A 17,016-nucleotide genomic window follows, 5' to 3' on the forward strand; every position below is an offset into this window, starting at 1 on the left:
GTCGCCCCGCGACGAATCCCTCCCGACAGCACCCGAACGCCCAACGCCGATCCGGCGGAGACGGAGATTTGTTGTGAGACTGTCCCGAGCCCTGCTCACCGTGCCCGCGGCCGCGCTGATCCTCGCGTTCCCGGCAGTCGCGTACGCCGACGAGAGCGTGCAGGTCCAGTTGCAGGACCTCAACGAGACCGGTGCCACCGGTACCGCGACGTTGACCGCGACGAGCGGCGGTGACCTGAAGGTCATGATCCGGTCGAAGGGCATGACGCCGAACTCGCCGCACGCCCAGCACGTGCACGGCGCCGCGAACGGCATGGACTTCCACTGCCCGGACAAGTCCGCCGACGCCAACGGCAACGGCTACGTCAGCACCGAAGAGGGCCTCAAGATGTACGGGGACATCTTCATCTCGCTGACCACCACCGGAGACACGACCAAGGCCAGCGGCCTGGCGGTGGACCGGATGCCGAAGGCCGACGCCAAGGGCAACCTCAGCTACGAGCGCACCATCCCCGCCGCGGACCTACCGAAGGGCACCGTCGAGCACCTGAAGGACCTGCACCTCGTGCAGCACGGCATCGACGCCAACAAGAACGGCACGTACGACATGGAGGCGCTCGGGGAGTCGACGTTCGCCAAGTCCGTCGGCGTCAACGGCATCCCCGCCGAGGCCACCGACCCCGCGACCTGCGGCATGGTCAGCGGTGCGGCCGCCGGCTCCGTACCCGCCGGGGGAGTCGCCACCGGCGACGGCAGCACCTCCGGTGGGTCGCCGATGATGATGTACACCGTGGGTGGCATCGCGCTGCTCGGCGCCGCCGGTGCGGTCGTCGCGCGCCGCCGGCTCGCCGCCGAGCGCTGATTCGGATCATCCGATGGACAACGGCGACGCACCAGTGCCGACCGACCGCCGCCAGGGGCACCTCACCCTCCTGGCGGTGGCCGGCGTCCTCACCGTGACGGCGGCCGTGTCCATCGGTCTCGCGGTGGCCGACCGGGGTGGTGATCCACCTCGGCCCGACGCCTCCGCTGCGGCACCAGCCGCGAAGGCGTCGCCTGCTCCGGCGACCAGGCCGGGCGAACTGACCTCGGGACCACTGATGGCCAGCTCGCCGCCGGTGCGGGTGTCGATCCCGTCGTTGCGGGCCACCGCCGCGATTGTCGCCCTCGGCCTACAGGCGGACGGTGCGATGGAGGTGCCGGACAGCGCCGCCGACGTGGGCTGGTTCACCAAGGCGCCGACGCCCGGGGCGCTCGGTCCGGCCGTGCTGGCCGGGCACGTCAACTGGAAGGGCCGTCGCGGGACATTCTTCGATCTGGGCAAGCTGTCCGTCGGCGCCGGCATAACGGTCAACCGTCAGGACGGCAGTACCGCGATGTTCACCGTCAGCAAGGTCGAGCAGTATCCCAAGGACCACTTCCCCACCGATGAGGTGTACGGGGCCACCGACCACGCGGCGCTCCGCCTGATCACCTGCGGCGGCGAGTTCGACGACACCACTCAGCACTACCGCGACAATGTCATCGTCTACGCGCGCCTCGCCCACGCTCATGCCGCCTAGCACCGGAGTACCCGGCGGCACAACGCACCGCCGCCAGCACAGGAGAGGACATGCCGACAATGAGCGGTGACCCGGAACAGGCGCGGCGGTTGCGATCGGTGCCGCCGGACACCGCGAACCCACCGAACGCCGACGAGTTGCTGTCTCGGGTGGCGCGGGGTGACGAGGCCGCGTTCGCGGCGCTGTACGACGCCGTGGCGGGCCGGGTCCTCGGGTTGGCCCGCCGGGTGGTGCGCGACCCGGCGCAGGCGGAGGAGGTGACGCAGGAGGTGATGGTCGAGGTGTGGCGCACAGCTGGCCGCTTCGACGCCGGTCGTGGCTCGGCCTCGGCGTGGATCCTCACCATGGCACACCGCCGGGCGGTGGATCGGGTGCGCTCCGAGCAGGCGCACACCGACCGTGCCTCGCGGGTCGCCGCGACCGAGTCGCACGTCCCCTACGACGAGGTGGTCGAGGATGTCACCGCCCGGTTGGAGCGGGAACAGGTCCGCCGGTGCCTGGGCCGGTTGACGCCGGTGCAGCGGGAGGCGGTGGCCCTGGCCTACTACGGCGGCCACACCTACCGTGAGGTCGCCGAAAAACTGAAGACACCGCTGCCGACGGTGAAGACGCGGATGCGCGACGGGCTGATCCGGATGCGCGACTGCCTGGGCATCGAGATGGAGGGACGGGCATGAGCGCCGACATCCACACCCTCGCCGGCGCGTACGCCCTGAACGCGGTCGACGACCTCGAGAGGGCTGCGTTCGAGCGGCACCTGACCGACTGCGAGCCGTGCCGCCGGGAGGTGGCCGAGCTGCGCGAGACGGTTGCACGGCTCGCCGACGACACCGTCGTCGAGGCCACACCCCCGGGGTTACGGGAGCGCACCCTCACCCAGGCGGCGCGCACCCCGCAGCTGCGCTCCGGTGCCGCAGACGACAGCGCGAAACGGCAGGCAGGCAGGTGGCGACGGCTCACCGTGGCCGCCGCCGCAGCCGTCCTCGTGGCCGGTGGGGCGAGCGCGGTCACCTGGACCGTGAGCAACGATCGGATCAGCGACGAGCAGGCCAGCAGCGACCAGGCCCGGCAGATCGCCGCCGTCCTGGACGCCCCGGACGCCCGGGTGTTCGAACGGTCGCTGCAGCCCGGCGGCGCCGCGACCGTGGTGGTCTCGCGCGACCGCGACCGAGGAGTGGTGCTGCTGCGCGACCTGCCCGAGCCCGGCCCGGGGCGGATCTACGAACTCTGGCTCATCCGCGGCAGCGAGCCCCGCAAGGTGGGACGACTCGCCGAGGGGGTCCGGGCGTCGACCTCGGTCATTGGCCCGATCGCCGAGGCGGGGACGTTCGGGGTGTCCAATGAGCCCGTGGGTGGCTCCGCCGCGCCTACCCGGATCGTGGGTACGGTCGAGCTGAGCTGAGCCCGGGCCGACCGCGGTCACGCTGTCGGCCGGCCCGACCCGTTTCCTGCGACCACGCCGCCGTTGAAGATGCCGGTCGTCTGAGCTTCACCGGTGAGGAGGGCGGGGTTGAGATCGTTGTCGGTGTAGGCGGCGCCGCGCTGCGTCCCGGCGACGGCCTCCTGCGTCAGCCGCGCGTTCGATGGCGGCACCATCAGCACGCTGAAGTTCTGTCGCGGATCGGTAAACCCTGGGGCCCGGTGCGGTGTCTTGGTAACCGACGGGGACCGGGAGGCCAGATGCGAGATTCGCGTGGTGCGGAGTTCGACGATTTCGTTCGTGCGCGATCGGTGGCCCTGCTGCGGGTTGCTTATCTGCTGACGGGTGATCGACACGCGGCGGAAGACCTGCTTCAGGAGGTGCTGGAGCAGGTGTACGTGCGCTGGCGTCAGGTGCGAACCACACCGGAGGGCTACGCCAGGCGGGCACTTGTGAACCGGGCCGCCAACCGGTGGCGGCGGCGCGCCCGGCGGCCTGAGCAGACGCTGGGAGACGTGGACCGCGTCGAACAGGACCACGCCGATGACGTGGCGCTCCGCGAGGCGGTCATTGCGGCGCTGCTCACTCTGCCGCCTCGGCAGCGCGCCGCGGTCGTCCTCCGATACCTGGAGGACCTGTCCGTCGCCGACGTGGCCGCCGCACTGGCCTGTTCCGAAGGCGCGGTGAAAAGCCAGGCGTCGCGAGGCCTCGCTCACCTGCGAGAGGCGTTCGCCGGATCCGACCTCGTCGTGTCCTTCACCAACATCTCCCGGAGCTCGCGATGACTATGCATGACAGTGACGTGCGCGCCATCCTGCAGCGCGCGACGGATCATGTGACCGGCCCTCCGGGCCTTCTCGACAAGGTGCGCCGAGGTGGGCGACGCCGGATCATGCGTCGCCGGGCCGTCCTGGCCGCGGCTTTCGCAGTTGTCGTGGCAGCCCCGCTGGTCGGTGCACTCCAGTTCCCGGGCACCAGGGACCGGGGCGAGGTCGCCTCGCCGATCTTCGGCCAGGCGACACGTGGAGACCTGGCTGGCGACAAGGGTTATCTGCGGCAGGTCCGCGAGAGGTGGCTGCGCCGCTTCGAAGAGAACGCTCTGGACGAAGGTCTGCGCGGCGAGCCGCACGTGGTCTGGGCGGGACGTACGCCGGCCGGCCCCGCCGCCTACGTCGCCCAACGCACCGCCAACAATCCGGCGGTGAGTGATCCGCCGGGCGACCGCATGGCCGCGGTCGCGGCGTTCGTCGAGCCCACCGCCGACGGGCCACGTGTCATGGACCCGGAATCGGTTACCGACACCGGCACCCACGGCAACTCGCAGGCCGCCCTGCTGGGTCCCGATCGAAACGTGCTGCTCGTGCTCGACGCCGGAGCGCCGGTCGAGTTCTCGCCGGAATTGCGGTACACGGCAGACGGCAGGATCGACCGTACCTTCCAGCCGGTCGCGTTCCGGGACGGCGCCGCCGTACTGCAGGTGCCGCCGCAGCGCACGAAGATCACGGTTGCTCTCGCCAGGACACCGGTCAGCATGGAAAACCAGGTCCACATCACCAACGCCACGGACATTCTGTTCCCGAACGACGAGGACCTGCCGCCGCAACCGACCCTCAGCCACACGCTGGCCGGCGCGGAAGAGGTGTGGGGCGACAAGGACGTCTCTGCGGAGCCGGCCTTCGACGCCTACTACGACGCGGGCGGGGCCCACACCCACGACGGGTCCCCCCTCCTGTACATCAAAGGTGCCACCCCGGACGGCCGGCGGCTGCTGCTCCAAACCATTCAGTACGACGACGACCCTGCCCGCGTGATCGTGCTGCTCGCCCGCGGCGACGGTCCCTTCACGGCGGCGGCCAGCGGGTTCGTGGACTGGAATGCGCCGTTGCCGGTGCGGCTGCGGCTGCCCGACGAGCAGGGCATTCTGGTCGCCGCCGAGGGCGCAGCGCTCAACTATCGGATCGGCACCGGGAAGTGGCACGACGCCGGCCGAGACGCGGCCCTGCTGCCCCACAACGCCACCGAGGTCCGTGTCACCCCCACCAACGGCAAGGCCAGCACCGTGACCACCGGACCCTGACCGCCGAGCCTCACCGGCAGCTCGCGGCCCGCAACGCGGGCTGCGAGCTGCCCGTCAGACCAGCCCAGCTCATCGTCGGTGGTCTGCCCCACGAAGTCCGCCGCGGATTGCCGCCTTCGAGAGTCCATCATGGAGCCCGGACGCGGTGTACCGTCGCCGCATGACGGTGCTGCAGGAGTTTGTCGCCGCTCTTTCCAGCGGCCGGATCCAGGTTGTCGACCTCACCGCTCCGCTCTCGGACCAGACCCCGATCCTGGGTCTGCCCGAGCAGTTCGGCCAGACCTGGCCGTTCCAGCTCAGCGAGATCAGCCGATACGACGACCGCGGTCCGGCCTGGTACTGGAACAACTTCTCCACCGGCGAGCACACCGGCACCCACTTCGACGCCCCGGTGCACTGGGTCAGCGGTCAACAGGGCGCGGATGTGTCGCAGGTCCCGGTGAGCCAGTTGATCGCCCCGGCGGTGGTGATCGACCACACCGCCGACGCCGCCGACAACCCTGACTTTCTGCTCGAGGTCGAGCACATCAAGGCGTGGGAGGCGGAACACGGTGCCCTGCCCACCGGTGGCTGGCTGCTCTACCGCACCGGCTGGGACGCGTACGGCGACGACCCGGAGCGGTACGCCAACGCCGGACGTACCCCGGGCATCTCCGTCGAGTGCGCCCGCTGGCTCGCCGAGGAGTCGCCGATCCAGGGCGTCGGGGTGGAGACGGTCGGCACCGACGCGGGCGCCGCGCATTCGTTCGACCCGCCGTTCCCGTGCCACTCGTTCCTGCTCGGCCAGGAGAAGTACGGCCTGACCCAGCTCCGTAACCTGGCGCAGTTGCCGGCGACCGGCGCGGTGGTGATCGCCGGGCCACTGCCGATCGTCTCCGGGTCCGGCAGCCCGTGCCGGGTCCTCGCGCTGGTCGAACGGTAGGACCGGGTCACAGATGCGGGTAGCGGAGGTGGTCGGGCGGGTTCTGCACGGACACGGCGCACGCTACGTCTTCGGGGTGGTCGGCAGCGGCAACTTCCATGTCACGAACGCGTTGGTGGCGGCCGGCGCCCGGTTCGTCGCGGCGGCCCACGAGGGCGGCGCGGCGAGCATGGCCGACGGGTACGCCCGCACCTCCGGGACGGTCAGTCTGCTCTCGGTGCACCAGGGTCCGGGCGTCACCAACGCGCTGACCGGCCTCACCGAGGCCGCGAAGAGCCGTACCCCGATGGTGGTCCTGGCCCCGGAGGCGACCGCGCCGCGGTCGAACTTCTTCATCGACCTGCCGTCGCTCGCCGCCTCGGTCGGGGCCGACTTCCATCGGGTACGCGCGACGCACGCGGCCGAGGACGCGAGCGCGGCGTATCGGGCCGCCGCCCGGGGCGCGACGGTGGTGCTGGCCCTCCCGTTGGAGGTGCAGAGCACCGTGACCGAACCGTGGTCCGGCCCGGTCCCCGCGGTCGCGTCGACCCCGGCCGCCGCCCCGCAGGTCGAGCCGTTGCTGGCGGCGCTCCGGGCCGCGCGTCGACCGGTCTTCATCGCGGGTCGGGGCGCCCGGGCGGCCCGGGAACCGCTGGTCCGGCTCGCCGACGCGTGCGGCGCGCTGCTCGCGGCCTCGGCGGCGGCGAAGGGGCTGTTCGCCGGGAACCCGTGGAACATCGATGTGGCCGGCGGCTTCGCCACCCCGCTCGCCGTCGAGCTGATCGGCGCGGCGGACCTGGTCGTCGCGTGGGGCAGCACGCTGAACATGTGGACCACCCGGCACGGCGAACTGATCCCGCCCTCCGCCGTCGTCGTCCAGGTGGACCAGGACCCGGCCGCTCTCGGGGTGAACCGCCCGGTTGACCTGACGGTGGCCGGTGAGGTGGCGGCGGTCGCCGAGGCGGTGCTCGATCGGCTGGGCGCCGGCTCCACGGCGCCCGTGGACGCCGGGGCCGATGGCTGGCGTACGCCGGAGCTGGCACAACGGATTCGCGACCACGGCCGGTGGCGGACCGTCCCGTACCGGGACGAGGGTACGTCGGCGCGGGCCGGCGCCCCGGCGACGATCGACCCGAGGACGCTCTCGGCCGCCCTGGACGACCTGCTGCCGTCCGACCGGACGGTGGTGGTCGACTCCGGCAACTTCATGGGCTACCCGTCGATGTGGCTCGACGTGCCGGACGTGGCCGGATTCTGTTTCACCCAGGCGTTCCAGTCGGTCGGGCTCGGGCTGGCCAGTGCGCTCGGCGCGGCGGTCGCGCGGCCGGACCGGCTCACCGTCGCCGCGGTCGGCGACGGTGGCTTCGTCATGTCCGCAACCGAGCTGGTCACTGCGGTCCGGCTGGCGCTGCCACTGCTCGTGGTGATCTACGACGACGCGGCGTACGGCGCCGAGGTGCACCACTTCGGCCCGGACGGACACCCGCTGGAGACGGTCACCTTCCCCGAGACCGACCTGGCCGCGATCGCCCGTGGTTACGGCTGCGACGGGTTGACCGTCCGGACCGTCGACGATCTCGGGCCGGTACGCCAGTGGCTCGCCGGCCCGCGTACCCGGCCGCTCGTGGTCGACGCCAAGGTCTGCGCCGCGCGCGGCTCATGGTGGCTGGAGGAAGCGTTCCGTGGCCACTGAGCCACCGCCGGATCAGAGCGTGAAGCCGACCGGGGCGCGGCGAGTCCGACCGGTATGAGACGGGCGGGATACCCTACCTGCGCTGCCTGGAACCGCCGACCGGAGGAGTCGATGCTGGGATGACGGCAGGGCGACCGATGCCGACACAGGACGACGTGCTCGGGTACTTCGAGACGCTGTCGAACTGGGGACGGTGGGGCGACGAGGACGAGCTCGGCACTCTGAACCACATCAGCGACGACGTCCGGCTGGCGGCGGCGCGGGCCGTGCGCCACGGCAGGAGCGTGTCCTGCGCTTGGGAGGTTGCCGTACCGGAGGACGCGGAGCGGTCGACGACGACGTGCCCGTGCGCCGCCGACATGCCGGGTGCCGAGAACATGCCGCCCGCCTTCCACGCCGACCGGCGCTGGGGTTTTTCGTCCGAGCGGCTCGGCATCAGTTTCCACGGCAACACGCTCACCCACGTCGACTCGCCGTGCCACATCTTCTGGGACGGCACGATGTACAACGGGCGGTCGCACTCGTTGGTCGACGCCACGACGGGTTCGGCGTGGGCGGCCGTCACGGCGGCGGCGAACGGGATCATCACGCGTGGTGTCCTGCTGGACGTTGCGAGGGCCCGCGGTGTGCCGTGGTTGGAACCGGGGCAGGGCGTGTTTCCGGACGACCTTGAGGAGGCCGAGCGTCGCCAGGGTGTACGGGTGCGGTCCGGCGATGCGGTACTCCTGCGGACCGGCTATGGCCGCGCCCGGCACGAGGCCGGTGCGGCCAGCGGTTTCACGCAGGCCGGCTGGCACGCGTCCTGCCTGCCGTGGCTCCATGAACGCGAGGTCGCGCTGATCGGCGCCGACACCCCGCAGGACGTCCAGCCGTCGGGGTACGAGGACGTGTTGATGCCCGTTCATGCCGTGAGTCTCGTCGCGATGGGCCTGTGGCTGCTCGACAACTGCGACCTGGAGGCGTGCGCGGCAACGGCTGTCGAGCTCGGCCAGTGGGACTTCCACCTCGCGGTCGCGCCGGTTCGCTTCGCCGGCACGTCCGGCAGCCCGGTCAACCCGATCGCCACATTCTGATCGCGCTTCACGAGGGGTGCGATGCCATCGGCCCGCCCTCGTCTGGCGCGGTCGTGGTCGGTGAGCACACCCGCCCAACGTCGCAGTGCCGTCATGGTGCCGGTGACCGCACCAGGGCGACGCGTCGTCGGTAGTCGGCGGCCACGGCTACGACGAGGGGGCCCCAGGCGACCAGTGGCGCGTAGTATCGCAAGACGTCCCAGCCCGGAGCCGGAAGTGCCGGACCGTCCTGGCCTATCCCCACCCAGCCGCGTTCCACGAAATGGAACCTGCTGTTCAAGAAGAAATATGCGCAGATGGCGACGAGCAACGAGCCGCCGATCAGCGCGACGAGCACGACCGGACGTGCCGGGATGGGACGACCCCCGAGCAGCGGCACCCAGCGTGGGACCTGTTGTCCCCAGCGGTGCACCAGCCCGAGTGTCGACAGGGCCAACCCCATCGACAGGACGGACAAGAAGATCATGTACCCCGTGGTGGCGGCGTCGTCCGTGAACACGAGGGACAGCCGCCAGACGGCAGACGGTAGGACGCAGACCGGGACGGCGTAGGCGGCCCAGACGGCCCAGGGCGATGGGGCGGTGGCCCAGGTACGGCCAGGGTCAGTGGGATTCATGAGCGCTCCGATCTTCGAAGGTTGACGTCGTTGAGGCCCCGGCTGCGGTCGACCCGACCGGTGGCTCGCGCCGAGAGGCCGGTGTTCGCGACGCGGGCCGGACGCGGCCGGTGGCGAGGGCGTAGCCGGTGGTCGTGACGCCCAGCGACACTCCCCAGCCGAGGAACACCAGCAGCGTGGCGGCCACCGCCCACCCCTCCCACACGTCGGACCAGCGCAGGTCACCCGCGGTCAGTTGGCCGACGAACACCGCGACGCTCAACACGCCGTAGGTGATCAGCGCGAGCGCCACCACCCCGGCCGGGATCACCGCCAGCAACCGGGGGACCGGCCGACCGCCCAGTCCCGGCACCCAGCGCGGGAACTGCTGCCCCCACCGCTGAACCAACCCGAGAACGAGCAGGCCGGCGAGCGGCGGGGCGACGGTGATCGCCACGCCCGTCGGGATGGAGAGATTCAGGTGGATGTCATCCAGCTCCCGCTGGGAGATGCCGAACGGAACGCCGAGCACCCACAGCCCGTGCGGCACCGCCCAACCGGCCACCGGCAGCGCAACCGCCACGTACGCCCAACGGCGGGTCCACCGCGGCACCGGCCGGTAGCCGGGAGCCACCGGTCGGCGCGGCGGACCGGACGAGTTCGCCAGCCCGGCGAACAGGACGCCACCGGTCACCAGCGCGAGCCGGGCGCCGAGGTCACGCCAGTCCGAGGGACGCCCCGTCAACGCCGCCGGGACCTCGAAGAGCAGATGCAGCGGGAACGCGACCACCAGAAGCAGCGCGGCCGCCACCCAGCTGCCGGCGGCGGTGGAACGGCCGGGAAAACGGACCGAGCACCCCACCAGCACCGCCAGGGCGACACCGACTCCCAGCGCTCCCCAACCTGCCCAGAACGGCAGCGCCTCGACCCGGTCCGCGCCGCATCCCCCCGCTGGATCGACCAGAGCGGTCCGGTCGCAGGCGGTGTACCCCCACCGGCCACCGGCGATCCAGTACAGACGTAGAGCCACCTCACCGACGACGAAGACGACGCAGGCAACCGCCCACCGCGCGCCCCAGGAACGCTGAATGACTGGCATGGATCAATAAGACGTGGCGACGGACCGCCCGTCCTCCCGTGCAGAAGGGATCGCGCTCCCTCTGCTCGGGGAGCGGCTTCCGGGATGCCGGGGTTGAGGAAGAACCGGGGCAGTGGTCAGCGGTTGAGGTAGGCCGAGGCCGCCGAGTTCTTCGCTGGCGATGAACACCGACCGTACGTTGAGGATGGCTTCCTCGACGTGGGCAGGGCAGCCCCACGCCGCATCGCCCCACGACTCCCGGGCGTGCGGGCCCGTGCCCAGCACAACCCGCACGTCGCGGCCGGTGTAGGGCTCTCCCGTGCGGTAGACCTGGTCCAGCAGGGCGATGAAGCCCTGACCGGCCAGCTCCGGCACCAGGTCCGCGAGCGCGACCCCCGTGCGAGCCCGCACCTCCTCTCCGGGCGGATGACCGGCTCAATCGGGGTGGTCGAATCGGCTACGGCGCCGTCCGGGCGGGTGTGCCCTGCCGCCCAGCCGCAGGGCTGGTGGAGGGACGGGCGGCGGTCGACGCCGGCGCGGCGGCGCGGCCCCGCCGCGCGTCCACGGCCAGCAGCGTGAGGGCGACCAGCGTCAGCAACCCGCCGACGAGTGCCAGCGGGCGCGCTCCCGAGGTGGACAGGAGGGCGCCGCCGAGCAGTGATCCGCCGGCGATGCCGGCGTTGAAGGCGGTGCTGACGCCGGCCGACGCCATGTCGGTGCTGCCCGGAGCCAGTTGCAGCATCCGGCTCTGCACGGCGGAGCCGAACGCCGCGTAACCGAGGCCGATCCCGGCGAGGAGCACGACCGCGCCGGGCCGGAGCGCGCCGAGCGCGTACAGGCCGAACAGCGAGGCCGTGCCGATGCTCAGCGGCGTCAGCAGGGAAGCGATCGGCCGGGTGTCCAGGGTCCGGGCCGCGGCCAGGGTGCCGACGACGCCGGCCGCGCCGGAGACGAACAACAGTGGTGCCAGCAGCGCGTCGGCGAAGCCGCTGACGTCGAGCAGGAACGGGGTGACGTAGGTCTGGAGGGTCATGAAGCCGCCGATGCCGAGGGCGGTGGCGATCAGCAACAGGGCGAAGCGCCGCCCGTCCGGTGCGGTGCCCCGGGCGGCGCCGCCGGCGGCCGGGGGATACGAGGGAAGGAGGACGAGCACCGCGGCGGCGGTCGCCAGGCCGACCCCGGCCAGCACCGCGAACGCCACGCGCCAACCGGCCTGCTGCCCGAGCCAGGTGCCGATGGGTACGCCGAGCACGGGCGCGAGCGTCGCCCCGGTCGCGAACAGCGCCACCACCCGGCCGCGCACCGCGACCGGGAAGAGCCCGGTCACGGTCGCCGTCGCGATGGACCAGAACAGCGCCTGGGCGAGGGCGGTCACGAGGCGGGAGCCGGCCAGCACGGCGTACGTCGGCGCGAGGGCGGCGGCGGCGTTCCCGGCGGCGAACAGGAGCATCGTGACGCCGAGCAGGTGACGCCGGGGGATCCGCTGGGTCAGCCTGGCCAGCGGCACGGACGCCAGCACGACCACGATGGCGTACCCGCTGACCAGCAGACCCACCTGTGAGCGGGACCGGTCGAGGTCGGGTGCGATGTGGGTCAGCAGGCCGACGGGCAGCAGTTCGGTGGTGATGAACGCGAACGCGGCGAGGGAGAGGGCGACGAGCACGGCCCTGGCCCTTCGCGGCGACACCTCTGGCGCCATGCCCCACCCCCCTTTTCATGGTCACCGTAGTCGAGGGATCCGACCCGCTCGGTCGGCGCCCTCGGTACGGCCGGGGCACTCCCAACACGATCAGGCGCCCCGTTGACAGGCGGTAGGAGCGGCGGGCACCGACAATGGAAAGGGTGGCACCCGCCTTCGTCCTGCACCATCACCGCAAACCGCGACCGCACTTTGACCTGCGGCTCGAGGAGGACGGTGTGCTGCGCTCCTGGGCGGTGCCTCGCGGCCTCCCGGACAGTCCCAGCGACAACCGGCTCGCGATCGCCGTGCCCGACCACGACCTCGAACACCTCACCTACGAGGACGCCGACAAGTCGATCGCCGACATCGGTACGTGGGAGGAGCACGACCGCACCGACCGCCGGATGCTGTTCACGTTGCACGGCCGCACCGGCCACCGGCGATACGCGCTCATCAACACCGGCGCGGGCTGGCTGCTCCACTTGACGAAAGAGCAGCCGCCGGACGAGCGCAGAGTCATGGGTGAGGATGGCGGGTGATGCCGTCCAGGATGGTCGTCAGGTTGTGGTGGAAGGTTTCCTCGGCGTCGAGGTGGGCGCCGTCGATGACGAGCCGGGCGACAGTGGGGTAGCGGCCCGTCTCCAGCATGCGTGTCAGGTAGGGCCCGAGAGCGGCCTGCCAGGCGGACACGTCGGTGCCGGTTGAACGGGCGGTGCGGCGCTCGGTGATCTCCCTGCGGAGCGCCCCGACGATGAACGCGTTGAGGGCGCCCACAGCCCGCTGAAGGTCGTCGACACTGCGCACGCCAGGGGCCTGGCTGAGCGCCGCCGCGGTCGATTCGCCCACGGCGAGCGCGTGCGGTCCCAGGTGTGGCCTGCCGCCGAGCAGGTCGACGAACCACTCATGCTCCAGAGCGGCATCCCGGGTCCGGTGAACGACGGCCAGCACCGTGGCGCGCCACTCGGAGTGCTCGCCGGCCTCGGCGATCTGGGCATACACGGCGTCGACCATCAGATCAAGCAGCTCGGATCTGTTGGTCACGTAGTCGTAGAGCCGCATCGGACCGACACCGAGCTCCTTGGCGATCTTGCGTACCGACAGCCCGTCGAGGCCGTGTGCGTCGGCGATCCGGATCGCCGTGGCGGCAATCTTCGCGCGGGTCAGGGGCACCGGCGCCGCCCGGGGCTGGGGCTCGGGCCGTTCCCAGACGGGCAACGGCGCGCTACCGTACGGCGTATCCATAGAATACAGCGTACGGTAACGGAGATGATGATGCGAATCGCGATCGCCGGCGGCGGCCTCGGCGGCCTGACCCTGGCTCGGATCCTGCGCCGGCACGGCATCGACGCGGTGGTGTACGAACGCGAGGCGAGCCGATCCGCGCGACCACAGGGCGGAATGCTCGACCTGCACCCGGAGTCCGGGCAGAAGGCGCTGGCCGAGGCGGGCCTGGCCGGCCGGTTCCGGTCCGAGGCACGGCCGGAAGGCGAGGAACATCGCATCCTCGACCCGGCCGGACGCATCCTCGTGCACCACGAGCCGGAGCCCGGCTCGTTCTCCGGACGTCCCGAGATCGATCGGAGCGTACTGCGGGATCTTCTGCTCGATTCACTCCCTCGCGACGCGGTCGCCTGGCAGCACCGGCTCGTCGCGGCGACGCCACGACCCGACGGAGGCTTCGGGCTGACGTTCGATGGCGGCCGAAGCGCCGACTGCGACGTCCTCATCGGCGCGGACGGCGCACGCTCGGTCGTCCGATCCCTGCTGACCGACGCGACACTGTTCTGCGTGGCCACCCTGGTGGAGCTGAGCATCAGCGACGTCGACCGGCGCCACCCGCGTCTCGCCGAGCTGGTCGGCCCCGGAAACCTCTGGTGCATCGGCGTGAGCCAGATCCTGGCAGCGCAACGCCTCGGCGACGGCAGCATCCGAGTCGGGATCTCCCTACCCGCGGACGAGCGCGACCTGGACAGCTACCGCAGCAAGCGCGCTCTGCTGGACATGTTCGATGGCTGGGACCCCGGCCTCACCGCACTCATCGAAGCCGGAGACAGCACGCCGACCCCACGCAGGATCGAGGCGATGCCCACCGGCACGCGCTGGACCCACCAGCCGGGCATCACCCTGATCGGTGACGCCGCGCACCTCATGCCACCGGTCGGCGAGGGCGCCAACCAAGCCATGCTCGACGCCGCCGAACTCGCCGCCGAACTCGCCGCGAATCCCGCGGACCCCGATTCGGCGATCCGGACGTACGAGGAGGCGATGTTCACCAGGATCCACCCGATCGCCGAGATGTCCGCGCGAGTCCAGGCGATGATGCTGTCCCCAACCGCAGCCGACGACATCGTTCGCTTCTTCACGCCGCGGCCCGCCGAACCGGCAACCGCAGATTGACCACGCGCGACGCAGCCCGCCCGCCCGTGGCCGACGCTCCTGCCCTGCCTGTGCCGCGCTCGGGACCGCGACGTCAGCGGGTCGCGCCGGAGCTGCGGCTCACCATCAGTTCGGCAGCGTCGACAACCTCGAAGTCGTCGCCGCGCAGACCGCCCAGCTTGTGCAGCGCGTCGTTGTCCCATCGCCGGTCGGGCGCACCCGAGATGAACCACGCCGAGCCGTGGTCGGCGACGATGACGCCGTACCGCTGCATCGCCTCGGCGACGATCCTGGCCTGCCGGGGCAGCCGGGCGACGTCGACGGAGCGCTTGAGTCGCAGTCGCTGACCCAGCTGAGGCAACGAGGGGTCCTTGTCAGCGGAGGCGGAGTGCGACGCCGGCCAGGTCCAACCGCTGCGGGTGCGGGGCACGGTGACCCGGATCGCGTGGTCGATCCGTCCGGCTGCCACCTCGTCGTAGCGGACCAGACCGGCGAGGATCGACAGCCCGGCGGCGTCGGCGGAGGTCCAACCGGCTGGCCGCATGCGGTTGGAACGCAGGTCGAAGATCGCCCCGGATCCCGCTCGCCAGCCTCCGCCGCCCGGGTGAGCGTCGAAGAGCTCGTACGCGCGGCAGGCGTCGCGGTCCCAGACGATGACGTGCCGGTCACCGTCGCCGCGCGGCCCGCCCTCGACCGCTGCGTCCGGCGGGATCGGATATGGCCCGGCGTCGCTCTCGTCCCCGTAGGAGAAGGTGACCGGCACCCGTCGCTGCCCGGCGCCGACGACGGTGACCGGGATGCCGATAGGAGCGCCCTGCCACAGGCCGGCGCCGAAGTCGGCGTGCACGGCGGCGGCCGATCCGATGCTGCCGATGATGGCCGCGGAGCCGGGGTGCACGGGTAGCCGGGACACGTCGGCGTGCCACACGTTGTCGGCGGGGAACACGCGGCACGCCGCGGCGGGCGGGCGCGGGCGGGCGCCGATGCCGCTCCGGGCGGACGGACTCGACGCCGGGACGGTCGGTGCGGCGCTCTGCGCCGCCGCCGTGCCCGGGACGGGAACGCCGGAGGTGGGTGCGGCGGTGGTCGTCCGCTGCGGGGTCCCACAACCCGCCAGCAGGACGACGGAGAGCGTTGCGACGACGCCGGCGCGGCGCGGGATCGGTGCGAGCATCTCGCGCATCCTGCCGCAACGGTGGTGACAGCGTCCATCGCGGTGCCGTCCGCGTCGCGCAGCGATCAGCCGGTTCAGACGTCGGTGACGTGGTACGACTGCTTGAGCGACGAAGCGACGAAGCGGGCGGGCCGGTGACGACGAACAGAGTGGCCAACCTGCTGCGCAGACGCGAGAGTCCGCAGCGGCCGACCTTCCTCGAACTGTTCTTCGATCTCGTGTACGTCTTCGCGCTCACCCGGATCGTGCACGAGCTCGTGCTGGACTACACCAGGGGTCACGTCGCCGACACGTTGACCACGTCCCTCTCGGAAAACGGCGAGACTCTGCTGCTGCTCCTGGCCCTCTGGTGGATCTGGGCACAGACGGCGTGGACGACCAGCAGATTCGACCCGTTCCAGCCCGCGATCCAGTTCGTCGTCCTCGCGACGATGTTCGGGAGTCTGCTCCTGGCGGTCGCGATCTCCGGGGCTCTCGCCGAGACCGGCCTGCTCTTCGCGAGCACGTACGTCGCGATCCAGGTGGGCCGCACCCTGTTCTTCGTACTCACCTTGCCAGGGCACGATCTGCGCCGCGTCAACATGCTGGCGCTGGTCTGGTTCAGCGTGTCGGCTGTGCCGTGGATCGTGGGAGCTTTCGCACCGGAGTTGACGCGCAACTCGCTGTGGGCGCTGGCCCTGGCGATCGACTACGTCGGAGGTCGCCTCGGCTGGCCGGTACCGCGGCTGGGCCGCTCGCAGGTGTCCTCGTGGGCCGTCGCGGGCGACCACCTGGCCGAACGCTACTGGCAGCTCGTCATCGTCGCGCTTGGTGAGACGATTCTGACCTCCGGCTCGAGTCTTCTCCGCGGTCCGATCGTGGCGGAACGAATCATGGCCCTCACCCTGTCGTTCCTCACCACGGTGTTGCTGTGGCGGATCTACTTCTACCGAGCCGGCCAGATCCTGGGCGAGGCCGTCGCGGCATCCGCCAAACCCGGCCGGCTCGGTCGGTCGGCCGAGTTCTCCCACCTGCTCATGGTGGCCGGCATCCTGGTCACCTCGGCCGGTTCCGAACTCGTCCTCATCGATCCGGTCGGACACGCCAAACACGCCTGGGTCGCCGCCATCCTCGGCGGGCCCGCGCTCTACCTCGTCGGGCGCTCGGTATTCGAGTACGTGACCTTCGCCCGCGTGTCCCGGCCGCGACCGATCGGGATTCTCGTCCTCGCGGCCATCGCGCCGGTGATGGTCGGCCTGCCGCCACTCGCGGTCGCCGCAGTAGCCGCCGCCGTCCTGCTCGGCATCGCCGTCTCGGATGCGATCCGCGCCCACGGGCGCCCACTTGAGCAGGCCTCGCCGCCACGCTGACGCGTCCCCGCAGCTTCTGTAACACCGACGCTTCGCC

At 71.5% G+C, this 17,016-nt stretch carries 19 protein-coding genes; 12 read left to right on the plus strand and 7 right to left on the minus strand.

Annotated elements, in window-relative coordinates; translation table 11 throughout:
* The first annotated feature begins 73 nt into the window (after window positions 1-73).
* The 4 genes from EAD98_RS23985 to EAD98_RS24000 are packed head-to-tail and all read left to right on the plus strand — an operon-like array spanning window position 74 to window position 2,964.
* Window positions 74-862: a hypothetical protein gene (locus EAD98_RS23985; RefSeq protein ID WP_121656255.1), complete on the plus strand. Its 789-nt coding sequence runs from the start codon at window positions 74-76 to the stop codon at window positions 860-862.
* Between the two features lie 13 nt (window positions 863-875).
* Window positions 876-1,562 (plus strand): class F sortase, encoded by a 687-nt coding sequence (locus EAD98_RS23990; protein WP_147457478.1) that lies wholly within the window; start codon window positions 876-878, stop codon window positions 1,560-1,562.
* Between the two features lie 50 nt (window positions 1,563-1,612).
* Window positions 1,613-2,239, plus strand: coding sequence for a sigma-70 family RNA polymerase sigma factor (locus EAD98_RS23995; protein ID WP_233583949.1), 627 nt, complete (start codon window positions 1,613-1,615; stop codon window positions 2,237-2,239).
* A complete protein-coding gene (locus tag EAD98_RS24000) occupies window positions 2,236-2,964 on the plus strand; it encodes an anti-sigma factor (RefSeq protein ID WP_121656300.1) in 729 nt (242 codons plus the stop codon). The genes EAD98_RS23995 and EAD98_RS24000 overlap by 4 nt, the downstream gene beginning before the upstream one ends.
* A 17-nt stretch (window positions 2,965-2,981) precedes the next feature.
* On the opposite strand, the gene EAD98_RS24005 is transcribed toward EAD98_RS24000, so the two are convergent.
* A complete protein-coding gene (locus EAD98_RS24005) occupies window positions 2,982-3,164 on the minus strand; it encodes a hypothetical protein (RefSeq protein ID WP_121656258.1) in 183 nt (60 codons plus the stop codon).
* A gap of 78 nt (window positions 3,165-3,242) precedes the next feature.
* On the opposite strand from EAD98_RS24005, the gene EAD98_RS24010 reads away from it, so the two are divergent.
* The 5 genes from EAD98_RS24010 to EAD98_RS24030 all read left to right on the plus strand — a co-directional run bounded on the left by EAD98_RS24010 (window position 3,243) and on the right by EAD98_RS24030 (window position 8,726).
* On the plus strand, window positions 3,243-3,767 hold the full coding sequence (locus tag EAD98_RS24010; protein ID WP_121656259.1) for a SigE family RNA polymerase sigma factor: 525 nt from the start codon (window positions 3,243-3,245) through the stop codon (window positions 3,765-3,767).
* Complete coding sequence (locus EAD98_RS24015) at window positions 3,764-5,059, plus strand: hypothetical protein (protein ID WP_147457479.1); 1,296 nt, start codon at window positions 3,764-3,766, stop codon at window positions 5,057-5,059. The genes EAD98_RS24010 and EAD98_RS24015 overlap by 4 nt, the downstream gene beginning before the upstream one ends.
* 160 nt (window positions 5,060-5,219) lie before the next feature.
* Window positions 5,220-5,981, plus strand: a complete 762-nt coding sequence (locus EAD98_RS24020; RefSeq protein ID WP_121656261.1) for a cyclase family protein — start codon at window positions 5,220-5,222, stop codon at window positions 5,979-5,981.
* Between the two features lie 13 nt (window positions 5,982-5,994).
* Window positions 5,995-7,653 carry a thiamine pyrophosphate-binding protein gene (locus EAD98_RS24025; protein WP_121656262.1) on the plus strand — a complete coding sequence of 553 codons (1,659 nt, stop codon included), beginning with the start codon at window positions 5,995-5,997 and terminating at the stop codon, window positions 7,651-7,653.
* A 377-nt stretch (window positions 7,654-8,030) separates the two neighbouring features.
* Window positions 8,031-8,726: a cyclase family protein gene (locus EAD98_RS24030; protein ID WP_233583950.1), complete on the plus strand. Its 696-nt coding sequence runs from the start codon at window positions 8,031-8,033 to the stop codon at window positions 8,724-8,726.
* 91 nt (window positions 8,727-8,817) lie between these two features.
* Here EAD98_RS24030 and EAD98_RS24035 read toward each other — a convergent pair whose 3' ends face one another.
* The 4 genes from EAD98_RS24035 to EAD98_RS24050 form a co-directional block, all read right to left on the minus strand.
* Window positions 8,818-9,225: a hypothetical protein gene (locus EAD98_RS24035; protein ID WP_199723522.1), complete on the minus strand. Its 408-nt coding sequence runs from the start codon at window positions 9,223-9,225 to the stop codon at window positions 8,818-8,820.
* Between the two features lie 103 nt (window positions 9,226-9,328).
* Window positions 9,329-10,420, minus strand: coding sequence for a hypothetical protein (locus EAD98_RS24040; protein WP_121656265.1), 1,092 nt, complete (start codon window positions 10,418-10,420; stop codon window positions 9,329-9,331).
* 3 nt (window positions 10,421-10,423) lie between these two features.
* Complete coding sequence (locus tag EAD98_RS31685; protein WP_233583951.1) at window positions 10,424-10,810, minus strand: hypothetical protein; 387 nt, start codon at window positions 10,808-10,810, stop codon at window positions 10,424-10,426.
* 46 nt (window positions 10,811-10,856) lie between these two features.
* Window positions 10,857-12,098, minus strand: a complete 1,242-nt coding sequence (locus tag EAD98_RS24050) for an MFS transporter (RefSeq protein ID WP_233583952.1) — start codon at window positions 12,096-12,098, stop codon at window positions 10,857-10,859.
* Window positions 12,099-12,232: 134 nt separating this feature from the next.
* Here EAD98_RS24050 and EAD98_RS24055 point away from each other — a divergent pair, with 134 nt between their 5' ends.
* Complete coding sequence (locus EAD98_RS24055; RefSeq protein WP_121656266.1) at window positions 12,233-12,619, plus strand: DNA polymerase ligase N-terminal domain-containing protein; 387 nt, start codon at window positions 12,233-12,235, stop codon at window positions 12,617-12,619.
* Here the strand turns inward: EAD98_RS24055 and EAD98_RS24060 are convergent.
* Window positions 12,597-13,322: a TetR/AcrR family transcriptional regulator gene (locus tag EAD98_RS24060; protein WP_233578136.1), complete on the minus strand. Its 726-nt coding sequence runs from the start codon at window positions 13,320-13,322 to the stop codon at window positions 12,597-12,599. The genes EAD98_RS24055 and EAD98_RS24060 overlap by 23 nt on opposite strands.
* A 30-nt stretch (window positions 13,323-13,352) precedes the next feature.
* On the opposite strand from EAD98_RS24060, the gene EAD98_RS24065 reads away from it, so the two are divergent.
* Entirely contained in the window at window positions 13,353-14,477 is a 1,125-nt protein-coding gene (locus tag EAD98_RS24065) for an NAD(P)/FAD-dependent oxidoreductase (protein WP_121656267.1), read from the plus strand.
* 73 nt (window positions 14,478-14,550) lie between these two features.
* Here EAD98_RS24065 and EAD98_RS24070 read toward each other — a convergent pair whose 3' ends face one another.
* On the minus strand, window positions 14,551-15,630 hold the full coding sequence (locus EAD98_RS24070) for a hypothetical protein (RefSeq protein WP_158609838.1): 1,080 nt from the start codon (window positions 15,628-15,630) through the stop codon (window positions 14,551-14,553).
* On the opposite strand from EAD98_RS24070, the gene EAD98_RS24075 reads away from it, so the two are divergent.
* On the plus strand, window positions 15,591-16,979 hold the full coding sequence (locus tag EAD98_RS24075) for a low temperature requirement protein A (RefSeq protein ID WP_158609839.1): 1,389 nt from the start codon (window positions 15,591-15,593) through the stop codon (window positions 16,977-16,979). The two genes, EAD98_RS24070 and EAD98_RS24075, sit on opposite strands and share 40 nt — an antisense overlap.
* Window positions 16,980-17,016: the final 37 nt, after the last annotated feature.

Origin of the sequence: Micromonospora sp. CV4, assembly GCF_003667455.1 — a bacterium.
Classification (GTDB): domain Bacteria; phylum Actinomycetota; class Actinomycetes; order Mycobacteriales; family Micromonosporaceae; genus Micromonospora.

Bases quoted from the DNA above. Each gene is read 5' to 3' on its own strand.
- EAD98_RS23990 (WP_147457478.1), top strand. From the start codon at position 876: ATGGACAACGGCGACGCACCAGTGCCGACCGACCGCCGCCAGGGGCAC.
- EAD98_RS24065 (WP_121656267.1), top strand. From the start codon at position 13,353: ATGCGAATCGCGATCGCCGGCGGCGGCCTCGGCGGCCTGACCCTGGCT.
- EAD98_RS24060 (WP_233578136.1), bottom strand. From the start codon at position 13,322: ATGGATACGCCGTACGGTAGCGCGCCGTTGCCCGTCTGGGAACGGCCC.
- EAD98_RS24010 (WP_121656259.1), top strand. From the start codon at position 3,243: ATGCGAGATTCGCGTGGTGCGGAGTTCGACGATTTCGTTCGTGCGCGA.
- EAD98_RS24070 (WP_158609838.1), bottom strand. From the start codon at position 15,630: ATGCTCGCACCGATCCCGCGCCGCGCCGGCGTCGTCGCAACGCTCTCC.
- EAD98_RS24020 (WP_121656261.1), top strand. From the start codon at position 5,220: ATGACGGTGCTGCAGGAGTTTGTCGCCGCTCTTTCCAGCGGCCGGATC.
- EAD98_RS24015 (WP_147457479.1), top strand. From the start codon at position 3,764: ATGACTATGCATGACAGTGACGTGCGCGCCATCCTGCAGCGCGCGACG.
- EAD98_RS24050 (WP_233583952.1), bottom strand. From the start codon at position 12,098: ATGGCGCCAGAGGTGTCGCCGCGAAGGGCCAGGGCCGTGCTCGTCGCC.
- EAD98_RS24000 (WP_121656300.1), top strand. From the start codon at position 2,236: ATGAGCGCCGACATCCACACCCTCGCCGGCGCGTACGCCCTGAACGCG.
- EAD98_RS24025 (WP_121656262.1), top strand. From the start codon at position 5,995: ATGCGGGTAGCGGAGGTGGTCGGGCGGGTTCTGCACGGACACGGCGCA.
- EAD98_RS24040 (WP_121656265.1), bottom strand. From the start codon at position 10,420: ATGCCAGTCATTCAGCGTTCCTGGGGCGCGCGGTGGGCGGTTGCCTGC.
- EAD98_RS24055 (WP_121656266.1), top strand. From the start codon at position 12,233: ATGGAAAGGGTGGCACCCGCCTTCGTCCTGCACCATCACCGCAAACCG.
- EAD98_RS24030 (WP_233583950.1), top strand. From the start codon at position 8,031: ATGCCGCCCGCCTTCCACGCCGACCGGCGCTGGGGTTTTTCGTCCGAG.
- EAD98_RS23995 (WP_233583949.1), top strand. From the start codon at position 1,613: ATGCCGACAATGAGCGGTGACCCGGAACAGGCGCGGCGGTTGCGATCG.